7 protein-coding genes are annotated in these 13318 nt (G+C 48.5%); 4 read left to right on the forward strand and 3 right to left on the reverse strand.

Annotated features, from left to right (window positions below; translation table 11 throughout):
* Positions 1–33: 33 nt before the first annotated feature.
* The 3 genes from NV381_RS25860 to cysK form a co-directional block, all read right to left on the reverse strand.
* Positions 34–192 carry a hypothetical protein gene (locus NV381_RS25860; RefSeq protein WP_258216187.1) on the reverse strand — a complete coding sequence of 53 codons (159 nt, stop codon included), beginning with the start codon at positions 190–192 and terminating at the stop codon, positions 34–36.
* A 62-nt stretch (positions 193–254) separates the two neighbouring features.
* The gene (locus tag NV381_RS25865) at positions 255–419 is read right to left on the reverse strand and encodes a hypothetical protein (protein ID WP_258216188.1); all 165 of its coding nucleotides are present in this window, start codon (positions 417–419) and stop codon (positions 255–257) included.
* Between the two features lie 63 nt (positions 420–482).
* Positions 483–1427, reverse strand: a complete 945-nt coding sequence (cysK, locus tag NV381_RS25870; RefSeq protein ID WP_258216278.1) for a cysteine synthase A — start codon at positions 1425–1427, stop codon at positions 483–485.
* 257 nt (positions 1428–1684) lie between these two features.
* Here cysK and NV381_RS25875 point away from each other — a divergent pair, with 257 nt between their 5' ends.
* From NV381_RS25875 to NV381_RS25890, 4 genes are all read left to right on the forward strand, one after another.
* A complete protein-coding gene (locus tag NV381_RS25875) occupies positions 1685–2656 on the forward strand; it encodes an LLM class flavin-dependent oxidoreductase (RefSeq protein WP_258216189.1) in 972 nt (323 codons plus the stop codon).
* Between the two features lie 63 nt (positions 2657–2719).
* A complete protein-coding gene (locus NV381_RS25880) occupies positions 2720–3649 on the forward strand; it encodes an alpha/beta hydrolase (RefSeq protein WP_258216190.1) in 930 nt (309 codons plus the stop codon).
* A gap of 55 nt (positions 3650–3704) precedes the next feature.
* Entirely contained in the window at positions 3705–4271 is a 567-nt protein-coding gene (locus NV381_RS25885; RefSeq protein WP_258216191.1) for a pyridoxamine 5'-phosphate oxidase family protein, read from the forward strand.
* 346 nt (positions 4272–4617) lie between these two features.
* Positions 4618–13020, forward strand: a complete 8403-nt coding sequence (locus tag NV381_RS25890; protein ID WP_258216192.1) for a fibronectin type III domain-containing protein — start codon at positions 4618–4620, stop codon at positions 13018–13020.
* The last annotated feature ends 298 nt before the right edge of the window (positions 13021–13318 follow it).

Raw genomic sequence — 13318 nt, forward strand, 5'->3', positions numbered from 1 at the left:
GTCATAGAGTTGACGATTCCACAGCCTTTTTTTTTACTGCTGACCCGGACGAATTCGGACAACTGCCACTTCAGAAGCGTTAATGGAGAAGGCATTTCCTCCTTGACCGATGGTGGCCTTTGAGGATTGCTTCACAATAACCTTTGTTTTCCCTTCGCTCCACGTTTGGCGGTTTGTTGATTTACGACGCACAGCTCTCACCTCCCTCCGATAATAATCGATTCAGGAGCCTGCCCAACAACTGCTTGAACAGGTTAACGCCGTTTCTGTTTCTTCTTGCTAATCTGCACATTGACTGCGTTGCTGGCTATAACATTCCCTTGTACCGCGCTTGCCGTTGCAGATTGGTAGATGTTGATGACAAGGAATTGATTTTTACCAACGCGGTAGCGATATGCTTTTACATGGTTACGGGTCATTATTGAACCCCCTTGCCCAAATTGTGAACTTCCTAACACAATATGCTGCAAGAAGACATGCCGTCACGGCAGCTGACTGTCTTGAAATAGAGAGGTCGATAAATAACGTTCACCTGAGTCGGGCAGCAATACTACGATAGTTTTGCCTTTATTCTCTGCTCGATTAGCAATTTGAACGGCTGCGGATAGGGCAGCTCCAGATGAGATTCCTGCAACCAGTCCTTCGGCTTTGGCCAGCATTCGAACCGTATTGAACGCAGCATCGCTTTTTACTGTTACAATCTCATCAATAACGGACCTGTTGAATACAGACGGAACAAAGCCTGAGCCAAGACCTTGGAGTTTATGCGGTCCTTTGGCCCCTCCTGAAAGTACCGGAGAGTCGAAAGGTTCCACAGCGATTATTTGCACATCTGGCTTCAGCTGTTTTAATCTTTCTCCGACACCGGTCACAGTCCCACCGGTCCCTACACCGCTGACGAAAATATCAACGGTACCGCCGGTATCCCGCCAAATTTCCTCTGCCGTTGTCTGGCGGTGTATTTGCGGGTTAGCGGGATTATTGAACTGCTGCGGCATGAATGAGTTCGGTATCGTGGCAGCGAGTTCTTCAGCTTTTTTCATCGCACCTGGCATTCCCTCATTCCCGGGAGTCAGCACCAGCTCCGCTCCAAGTGCGTTCAGCAGATTTCTGCGCTCCAAGCTAAAATTATCCGGCAATGCGATGATAAGCTTATAGCCTTTTGCTGCCGCTACAAAAGCAAGAGCTATGCCTGCATTGCCGCTCGTAGCTTCAATGATTACCGAATCTTTGGTCAGAAGTCCCTTGTCCTCCGCATCCTGAATCATGGCATATCCAATGCGATCCTTGACGCTGCCTGCGGGGTTAAGATATTCCAATTTAGCAATGAGTGTAGCAGCAAGGTCATTCATACGATTGAAGTTTGCAAGCTCGAGCAGAGGGGTGTTGCCGATTAGCTCGGTCAGGTTTTTGGCAATTTTGGACATCATTTATAACGCTCCTTCATTATTTATTATTTTTCCTATCAGCTTAGTCGTTTATTTAAACCTACCATAGAGGCTGGCCTGAGACAAATCATTACTTCTTATCTAAACTGTGGACATTATGTTATATTTACATTATTTACCTCAGTTTATTTATTTTTCTGCCAAAAGGAAAATTTTATGAATTCACCATCAGATAGATTGGCTTGCTACAGATATTTCCTGAATAATGAATAACAGTAGGAAAGGAGTTACCGGATATGCAGCTAAGTGTGCTGGATCTTGTGCCGGTTTTTAAGAACGCAGGCTCTGTAGCCGCTTTGGAACAGGCTGTTCAGCTCGCACGCATGGCAGAGCAGCACGGTTATCACAGGTATTGGGTTGCCGAGCATCATGATATGGAAGGTCTTGCATGCACATCCCCTGAGGTTTTGCTAGCCTATATCGGTGCCCGTACAGAACGGATACGACTGGGAACAGGCGCTTTATTGCTGCCGCATTATAAACCGATAAAGGTAGCCGAGACCTTTCATCTGCTAGCCAGCTTATGCCCGGGGCGGATCGATCTGGGCATCGGGCGTGCTCCGGGCGGCTCTGCACACGTAAGTATGGCTTTGAGCGGCAATTTTCTGGAAAATGTTCGTTATTTACCGGATTCCTTGCAGGCTTTAATGGAGATGCTGGTTCATAACTACCAAATAGAGGGCCAACCGGTAATTGCGCGTCCTCTCCCGCCTATTCCTCCTGAGGTCTGGATGCTTGGAACAAACAGTAAAAGTGCTTCTTATGCAGCTCAGTTCGGGACCGGCTACGTGTTTGGACAATTTATGAGCGATAGGGATGGGCTGGAGATAGTAACGGAGTACCGGCAAAAGTTTAAGCCTTCACGGCTTCAACCGGAGCCTCGCGTAATTGTAGCCATTGGCGTTATTTGCGCCGAAACTCAAGAGGAAGCCAGGCAGTTGGCCTCGGAGGCATCAGCATGGTTTAGACCACAAGGACAGGCTGAGCCGGTGCAGGAGCAAGAGAAGGAGCGGCAAGAAGAGGAAGAAGATAGAGCTGTTCAGCAGCGCAAGCTGGTGGCTGGTACTCCGCAACAAGTGAAAGCTCGGTTGGAGGAGATGAGCGCTCGATATGGTGTGGATGAGTTTCTGGTCATCTCGGTAATTCCTGATTATGAGAAGCGGCTTCGCTCTTACGAGCTGCTTGGCTCCTGTTTTATAGAACGGTAGAAGTTGAATTATTGAAAGGAATCGTGATATTAGAATTGAAGCAAAAGTGAGGAGCGGTTCTCATTGCATAAAGAAATCTTTACTTTTTTGGATGCGGAATCAAAAGAGATTTTCGTTTATCGTTGGAGCAAGGCAGGTGCAGGAACACCGAGAGCAGCGATACAGATTTCGCACGGGATGGCGGAAAACGCGGAGCGCTATGAACGGTTTGCCAAAGTTTTAACGGACGCGGGTTATATAGTGTACGCTAACGATCATATAGGACACGGTCTGACGGCAGGGAAGCCTGATCGGGTAGGTTTGACACCGAAGGACAGCTTCTCCCAAATGACAAATACGATGGCCAAACTGACGGATACCATAGCAGAGAGCCACCCAGGATTGCCCATCTATTTATTCGGCCACAGCATGGGTTCTTTTTTGTCGCAGCAATATATGTATCGTTACCCTGCAAAAATAAGCGGAGTCGTGCTGTCGGGCACAAACGGCAGACAATCTCAAGCGATACGAGCAGGGATAGTCCTTGCAGAGCTTATAACCTCTATGAAAGGGGATGATCATCGCAGCCCGTTGTTGATGTCGATGTCTTTTGGAAGCTACAACAAGAAGTTTCAGCCGAATCGAACGGAGAGTGACTGGCTAAGCCGCGATGAAGCAGAGGTAGACCGTTATATACAGGATTCATTTTGCGGGGGAGTGTTCTCAGCACGCTTTTTTAGAGATTTTTTCCATGGGCTGGTAGATATTCACCGTCTTCAGCATATGGAGCGCATTCCTAAGCATCTGCCGGTTCTTATATTATCAGGTGACCGCGACCCGGTAGGAGGAATGGGCAAAGGCATCATGCAGCTCGTAAGTATGTATAACAAGCTTGGTATGGAGGAGGTTTCTTACAAGCTGTATCCTGGCGGCCGACATGAAATGTTGAACGAAACAAATCGCGAAGAGGTTATGCAGGACGTGGTGCTGTGGCTGAATGACAAAACCAGCTGAGCATCTGAATATGCCGGATTGAGTAAATATTAAGATGAAGGGATGAGTGGGAAAAATGGGAAAACTGTTTACAGCACTACTGCCTGAGCATCGGGAGTTTATTCAAAAGCAAAGGATGTTTTTTGTAGGGACAGCTCCACTTCATGAAGAAGGGCATGTCAACATATCGCCAAAAGGGTATGATGCGCTTCGAATATTTTCACCAACGGAAGTCGCTTATTTGGACTTGACGGGAAGCGGGAACGAAACGAGTGCCCACATTGAGGAGAACAGAAGAATTACCTTTATGTTCATAGCATTGGAAGGCCCTCCGATGATATTGCGGTTGTATGGTAAGGGGCGCGTTATTTTACCCGGGACAGAGGAATGGAATCATTGGGCGCCACAATTTGAGCTTCTACCAGGCACTCGCCAAATCATATGTGCAGAGCTTCATGCAGTGAAAACCTCCTGCGGCTATAGCATTCCTTATTATTCCTATTCAGGTGAGCGTGAGACGCTTAAGAAATGGGCTGAGAAAAAAGGAGAGTCCGAGCTTGCCCAATATCAGCATGAAAAAAATACGACGAGCATGGACGGACTTATTACTACGTTAGGGCAAGCCGCATCGGGAAAAGTCTAGATCCTCGACCTATACAAGGACGTACTTCCAACAAGGAGGTGCGTCTTTTCTTTTTGGATGAGCGGTATTGGGTAAATGAGATACAGTTAGTTAACTTTCAGTTACTTGTTACTTGCTCACACTAAATATATTACTTAGTCATTTTGAAAAAAGGGATTATAGGCTCTGTCTGAAATTCTTGCTCTCTAGGAAGATAGTAGAGGGGAATGCTGTAAAGAAACGGAGGGAAATTGGCTCGGGAAAAGGGCTGCTTTAGCTGAAAGAAGGTAGAGTTTTATTAGATTTGATACAAAATGTATCAATCTTGTCGAATTTGTCACATGGATTAAGAAGGAGGATTTAAAATATGGGCTATCGCTCTTATAAGAAAGTTTTTTTGCAGTTCATGATATTTATTTTGCTTCTTCAGGCTGTTGCACCAGTGAGCGCGGCTGATCAGCCTGCTGCTTCAAAAGGGAACAGCGGGTTGAAGCTAACAGATAAGCTACCTGCATGGGCTGAGCAGGAAATTAATGGACTTGTGAATGAAGGAATTATTCAAGGCTTCGAGGACGGGTCGTTTCAACCCGATAGAGCCGTCACACGAGCGGAAACTGCGGTATGGTTGGCTCGGCTGACTGGCAATGCCAAGGACAATAAAAACGGCATATTCCCCGACGTTTCGGATCAATGGTTCGCCCCCGATGTGAATCAGGCCGCAAGCCTCGGAATTATTATAGGTTATGCAGACGGAAATTTTCATCCTAATGAGAACGTAAATCGGTTCGAAGTAGCTGTTATGCTGAACCGCATGCTGAAGCTGGCCGATCCGAACGATCAGTCTTTTACAGATAAGGGACTCATTCCCGAATGGGCTTCTCCGGCAGTTTCAGCGCTGTACAAGGCGGGTGTTATCCAAGGCTATGACGATGGGGCTTTCCATGGGGATAGAAAGCTGACCCGGGCGGAAGCAGCTGTGTTGGTTCACCGGGTTTGGAAGCGATGGAGCGATGCTAAAGCGGAGCAGAAGTCTAACCCGTTAGCCATTTCCGTTACGGCGCCGGATGGCAGCCCACTCAAAGACGCTTCTGTATTTATACATATCAAAGGCAAAAGAGCATACAGCATTTGGGGCCGTACCGATGCACAAGGACAATTTTCGACCAAGGATTTGGCCTTAGGAGCTTACGATATACATGTGGTTGGTGACGGTGTAATCGCTTATCAGTCTGTGGAATATAAGAGTGACACGGCATCACTTCATATTACCGCTGAGAAAGCAGCGGCTTTTACAGGCAAATTGGTCGACAAAGACAATAAGCCAGCTGAAGGCGTAGTTCTGTCTTTTACGACTAACCCGACATTTTACGCCGTTTCAGGAGCGGACGGTTCATACAAAGCTTATGTCCTGCCGGACCGTACTTACCGGCTTTCCTACCTTGAAGTCTCAGAACTGAAGGGATTGGGAACGAATGCGGAAACCGTATTCCGCCATGAGCAGCTGCTGAAGGATGTGGTTTTGCTTGACTCCGAACTGACAGAGCTCCCCGGCTGCAATTGCAGCAAATTTGATGCACCGGAGACGTTTAAGTCTCCTGCGGCTGGTGAGTCATTGGAAACAGGCTCCCATTCCATTGTAGGTGCTGCAGTGCCTGTTGGTGGAGGCGGGGGACGCAGTAGCAATAGCGGAAATACGCCGCCTGCTGACATCACTCCGCCTGCAGTGACGGCAGGATTAATTGGTACTGCCGGGAACGGGAAGGCAGTGTTAGTATGGACAGCTAATGGCGAAAGCGATTTGGCCGGTTATAAGGTATATGTCTCTGCAGACGGAGGGGCTAATTGGAGCCCGGGCACGGATGCAGGTAAGGCAACAGGGTATACGGTGGATGGATTGACTAACGGCACAACCTATAAAATAGCCGTGACAGCTTATGATTCTAGCGGCAATGAATCGCAGAAGTCTGCTGCTGTAAACGTTACACCTGAGTCAGGTGAGAACCCGCCGCCTGATCGGACACCGCCTGCCATTCCAGCCGGATTAACGAGTGTGGCGGGTGATGGAACGGCTGCACTGACGTGGACGGCGAACAATGAGCAAGATTTGGCTGGCTACAAAGTGTATGTGTCTGCAGACGGAGGAGTCCATTGGAATCCCTCTGTTAACGCGGGAAACGTAACGAGCTTCACAGTGGCTGGGTTGACGAACGGAACCACGTATCATTTGGCAATCACTGCCTATGATGCCACTGGCAATGAATCGCAGAAAACGGCTGCGGTCACTGCTGTACCGCGCAGCAATGAGACGCCTGACCGGACACCGCCAGCGGTTCCAAGCGGGCTAACGGCGACACCGGGTGACAGTGCGGCAGCATTGAGCTGGACGGCCAACAATGAAAACGATCTGGCTGGCTACAAAGTGTATGTGTCTTCAGACGGAGGAGCGCATTGGAATCCTGCTATTCAAGCAGGAAACGTAACGAGCTTTACAGTGGCAGGACTTACGAACGGAACCACGTATCATCTGGCAATCACTGCCTATGATGCGACTGGCAATGAATCGCAGAAAACGGCTGCGGTCACTGCTGTACCGCGCAGCAACGAGACACCTGACCGGACACCGCCAGCGGTTCCAAGCGGGCTAACGGCGATACCAGGTGACAGTGCGGCAGCATTGAGCTGGACGGCCAACAATGAAGCTGATCTGGCCGGTTACAAAGTGTATGTGTCTTCAGACGGAGGAGTCCATTGGAATCCGGCTATTCAAGCAGGTAATGCTACGAGCTATACAGTGGCAGGACTGACTAACGGAACCACGTATCATGTGGCGATCACTGCCTATGATACCAATGGCAATGAATCGCAGAAAACGGCTACGGTTTCAGTTGTGCCTGCAAATCAAGGCACAGGCAATTTGCCGCCCGATCCGAGTCAAGTAGCAACTCCAGTATCATTGGCGAGCCAGCCCTCTTTTTCGTCCATGACCGAGTTCCTTTACAAGGGCAGCAATCCGGTTCAGACCGGTGTTGCACCGAATGCTATCGAACCGCAGCGGGCCGCAGTGCTTCGGGGGAAAGTGCTTGATGAAGCAGGGAATCCGTTGTCCGGAGTCAAGATTACTATTTTGAACCATAGCGAGTGGGGGCAGACGCTTACCCGTACGGATGGGATGTTCGATATGGCAGTAACCGGTATTGGCAGCTTGACCGTAGTGTCAAGTAAAGACGGTTACATGAGTGTGCAGCGCAAGCATACCGTCACATGGGGCGACTACACTACAATGGACGATGTAGTATTGAAGCCTTACGATACGAAGGTGACGGCGATTAACCTTACGAATGCCCAGGAGATGCAGGCTGCACAGGGCAGCGCCGTTGTCGATGCAAACGGAACACGCACACCGACCATCCTGGTGCCGCAAGGCACCACAGCAACGATGAAGCTTGCAGATGGCACGACGGTGCCGCTTGATGAGATTCATTTCCGTGCGACCGAGTATACCGTTGGCGAGAAGGGGCCGCAGTCCATGCCTGGCGATTTGCCGACATTCGTCGGTTATACCCATGCTGTGGAGCTATCAGCGGATGAAGCTATCGAGGCGGGAGCGACAGAGGTTACTTTTAATAAGCCCTTATATTATTATGTGGATAATTATTTGAATTTCCCGGTCGGTGAGATCGTTCCAATTGGGTATTACGATCGTAAAATGGGTCAGTGGGTTCCGTCCGATAACGGAAAAGTCATCGCCATCATCAGCAATCAGGCAGGAATTGCAAACATTGATACGGATGGCGATGGTGTGGCGGATGATGATACCAAGCTGAATGCTTTGGGTTTTACCGTGGATGAACGCAAGAAATTAGCCGGAATGTATCAGCCGGGACATAGCTTGTGGCGTTCGCCGGTTGCGCATTTCACACCATGGGATTGCAACTGGCCGTACGGTCCGCCTGACGATGCTACTGATCCTCCGGACAGGAAACCGAACGAAGACGATGCCGATAAAGAGGACCCCTGCAAGCAAAAGGGTTCCATTATCGGATGTGAAAATCAGAGCTTGGGAGAGATCATCCCGATTTCAGGAACCTCTTATTCACTTTACCATGATAGTGGGCGCACCCCGGGTTATTTAAATAAATCGAAGATCACTATTCCTGTAAGCGATGCAACAACTCCTGCATCTTTAAAATTCATTACAGTGAAAATTGAGATTGCGGGCAAGTCTATCAGCACAGTATTCAATTCGGCTCCGAACCAAACGCATACGTACCTTTGGGATGGTAAAGACGTTTATGGGCGTATGTTGAGCGGCGGCGAATATCCGTATCGAGTTACAGTGACTTACCATTATGCACCGGTCTATTACGCGGCAAATAGAGATGTTGTTCAGAGTTTCGGGAGAATAGGAAATAGCAGTAATACGATCATTGGCGGCCTGGAAATGGCTTATATCACTTCCTCCAAAGTTTGGGACGGACAAATATCGAGCCCTTCGAATCCGTATGAAAAGATGGGTATTGCCGGTTGGAGCCTGAATACGCATCATTTATTTAATAAGGTAAGCGATTCCTTGTACATGGGAAATGGCTCCCGATCGCAGAAAAATACATTTTCTCTTAAGTTTTTGAACCTGCGCGGTGATCCGGGTATGCCAGGCAATTATGAACGGGATAACCACCTTCAATCTAGAGTTTTCTCAGGCTATACTGCAACAGGGGCGGGTGGTGAGCTGTATTATGCGGCATCCAATTACACAACCCAAGAGCTTCTGATTTTGAGGCTGGACCCTACTAATAAACTGAATAAAGTTGGAAGCTTTCCTATGAATTACGAACTGAGCCGGCTAGCTGTAGGCTTAGATGGGAGCGTATATGTCTTCTTTAGTAATCAATATAAACTATTTAGAAAGAAGATTTCGGAAACGGAGTGGACTGTGGTTGTAGGTAATGGGATCAAAGGACAACCGAGTGCATTAATTCCTGATGGAATCAAGGCAACTGAAGCTGAATTATATTATGTCACAGATATAAAGGGAGATGCTAACGGGAATCTATATTTTATAGGGATTTCAGAGGATTTGTATAAAGTCGGAAGCGACGGGCGTGTAGTTGCCATGAACGAGTCTAAGGTGAACCACCCTGGGAGTGGGGCTGATAGCGGAATTGCCAACAAACAGACAATCGGTTCTATAGAAAAAATGCAAATCGGTCCTGACGGAAGCTTATATGTACTCGACACCTACGGTTATTTTTATGGGGCTAGGGCCTGGATTCGCCGCATTTATCCGGACGGCACGATGAAGCTTTATGCAGGTCCTCCAACGAAGCCGGCAATTGCAGATGGCCAATCAGCGCTTGAAACGAGCTTCTATACGATAGACTTCGAAATAGATGGACGGGGCAATATATATTTCCAAACCTATTATCAATATGGCGGCGCTACGGGAAATTTCTACAAGATTGCTATCAACGGGGTTGTGGAGCAGGTTAATCCATACACCCTTAAGAAGCTTAAAGAGGAATACAAGACGACCGATTTGTATCTCTCGAATGTGGATTCAAAGGGAAATTTAATCGTAAGCTCGCGGGATGGAGCCAAATATGGTGAGTACCGCTTCTACAAAGCAACGCTATTTGGCGATAGAACCACGGTTCCAAGCGATGATGGAGTATTTTTATATCAATTCGATGCAGATACTGGCCGTCATATGGATACCCTCCATTCATTGACAGGCACTGTGGTGGAGAGCTTCGGATATGATACGGAGGGACGCCTGCAATCGATCGAGGATCGGGACGGGAACAAAACGGTTATTGAGCGGGATGCTCAGGGGCTGCCAACGGCGATTGTCGCACCTGGCGGTCAGCGGACATCACTTGCAGTTGACGGATCCGGACAGCTAAAAAATGTAACGCTTCTAGCCGGGGACAGCTACAAGATGAGTTATGACGCGAACGGGCTGCTGACCCAGTTTACCGATCCTAAACAGCAACTAAGTGAATACCAGTATGACGGCGAAGGAATGCTCATCCAGGCGAAAAATGCTGCTGAAGGAGTCAAAACACTTGCCCGCACCAAAATCCAGAACGGTTACCAGGTTGCCTTTACAGACCCTGAGAATAAGAAGACCGTGTACGAGGTCAAGCGTTCCGGCGGAAATATTATTCGCACCACAACAGACCCTGCAGGAGCCAAGATTAAGTCAACGCTCCGCTTTGACGGAAGTCAGCAGGTGGAGCTGCCGGATGGGACAGTGACAACGAAAACGATAGGAGAAGATCCGAGGTACGGTAAAAATGTTCCTATGTTGTTGGAACTGAAGATTAACACTCCCGACGGGCGCACTACAACCTTCACGGAAACGCGTGCGGTCCAGTTAAATCAAGATTCCAGCTTTAAAGCTTTGACGCACACGTATAAGGTAAACGGCAATACATCAACCGTCACCTTCGATGCTGCAACTAAAACCTATACGGAGACGAGTGCGGAAGGTAAAGTGGTCAAAACCTATTTGGATGCTTCCGATCGCGTGTTCAAAGAAGAATATCCCGGCCAAAATATTCAGCCTGTCCAATACGAATATGACGCGAAGGGACGATTGAAGCTAGTTAAGCAGGGCGAGCAATTGGTTCAATATGCTTATGATGACCGTAACCGGCTCGTTTCTATGACCGATGCATTCGGCAGTAAAAAGGAATTTACTTACAATGATGCAGATCAGCTCACTTCTGTGAAAAGCCCGAACGGCAAAGTATACAGCTACAACTATGACAGTAACGATCAAATGACCGGCTTAACGATGCCGAACGGCATGAAATACAATCAGCAATTTAATGAGCTGGGACAATTTAAAAGCTTTGCGCCGGATGGCGTTTCTCCTTGGGTTACATTGGATTATGACAATGGAGAACGGCTTAACAAAGCTTCGCTGCCAAGTGGAAGAAATGTCGATTATGGCTATGAGTCCAGCGGTGGTAAACGAATTACGGCTATGAATGATCCCGATGTAAAACGAAGCTTCACCTATTCGGATGCAACGGACCGTGTAAGCAGTATTATGAGCGAGCAAACCGGCAATGCCGCGTTAAAGCAAACGATTGAATATACGTACAGCGGATCGGATGTTAAAAAGATCGCGTATAAAGGGAAGGCGGCCGGTACGTTTGACTATACGTACGACAATCTTTCCAACCTGACGAATATTCATATGGCGGTTACACAGCAAGTATACGGAAACGTGACGAATGTAGTCTATGATACCGCTATTGGCTGGAACAAGGATAACCAAATGACCCGGTTCGGTCCTTTTAATTTCACGCTTAGCGGTCCTGGAGGCCGGGCAGCAACTGTCAGCGACGGAGCGCTCAGCATGGAAAACACCTATGATGATCTTGGCCGGCTGCAGCAGCGGAAGTACCTATTGAATGGCCGGTCTGTATATGGCGCGGAGTATGACTATGACAGTAGAGGTTTTGTTACAGATCGCACGGTTTCAATGGCTGGCGGGGCAGCAGATCGTATCCATTATGAATACGATCGGGACGGTCAATTGCTCTCATCTGCGAGGGCTGGCGGGGGATTCACAGAAACCTACAGCTATGATGTCAATAAAAACCGCACCAGCCGCTCTATAACGGGCAAGCCTGAGGAGCTCAGTCTGTATGATGCTAATGACCTGCTTAAACAGGCAGGGGCAACAGCCTATGTGTTTGATGCGGACGGCTTCTTGAAGCAGCGCGGCAGCGACAGATTCCGTTACGGCGTGAGGGGAGAGCTGCTAGAGGCTACGGTGAGCGGCTCGACGTATACGTACACGTACGATGCTCTGGGCCGGAGAACGGCAAGGGATGATGGAACAGGGAAAACAATCCAATATTTATACGGCCATCCTCATTCGTTGCAGATGCTTACCGCTTCGGTCGGCACGAATGGTGAGGTAACCAATTACTACTATAATGAAGATTCCTTACTGATTGGCTTTGAACGAGGCGGACAACGTTATTATGTCATTACGGACAATGTCGGTACGCCTGAGCTGGTGCTCAACGCTGCAGGCGCCGAAGTGAAGAAGCTTCGTTATGACAGCTATGGGGTGCTGCTTTCCGACTCCAACCCGGCCTTTGAACTTCTTATCGGGTTCGCAGGAGGCTTGGAGGACAGGGCAACCGGGTTAGTTCGTTTCGGGGCGAGAGATTACGATTCTGCCTCAGGCAGATGGACGGCGCGCGATCCGGTGCTCTTCGAGAGCGGTCAAGCGAATCTGTATGCCTATGTTAACAACAACCCGGTTCTGCTTCGCGATCCATGCGGGATGTTCTGCGTTGGAGCTTCCGCTTATGAAGGAATTGGCGGCGGCGGCAAGGTTTGCGTAACGGATGAAGGGTTCTCTTCCTGCCTTGAGGCCGGATTCGGTGTAGGGGGCGGATTGGATCTTAATCCGATGGAGGATCTTTCCACTGATGGAATTAGCGCGGAATTGACCGGTAAATTAGCGCATGGTCCTGCTTCTCTTACATTTGGTGTTAAAGCAAGCACTGCTTGGGACGGAGGATGTCCGGAATTCGGCGGCATTCTGAAGGCTGATGTGGGACCCTTCCGTGCGGATCTGTTGAATCTCAAAAAATCCGGAGCGAAAGGTAAAGAAAGTCAATTGAAGCACGATGTGCGGGATTTGTTCAAAAATAATGATTATGGAGGCAATGGCGGATCCATCAGCATAAAAGCGGAAGCTGCCCTTAAGGTGAAAGGCTGCAAATCGTTCCGCTGGTAGGATATGCGAAGCTCCCCGTTATTAGCAGGAGCATTATTATTTCTATTCAGGTAAGCGTGACACACTTAAGAAATGGGTTGAGAAAAAAGGAGAGTCCGAGCTTGCCCAATATCAGCATGAAAAAAATACGACGAGCATGGACGGACTTATCACTACGTTAGGGCAAGCTGCATCAGGAAAAGTCTAGATCCTCGACCCATACAAGGGCGTACTTCCAATATGGAGGTGCGTCTTTTCTTTTTACAGGCTGAGCGGCATTGGGGTAAATGAGATACAGTTAGTTAACTTTCAGTTACAT

This window comes from Paenibacillus radicis (ex Xue et al. 2023), from assembly GCF_024722015.1.
Classification (GTDB): Bacteria; Bacillota; Bacilli; order Paenibacillales; family NBRC-103111; genus Paenibacillus_S.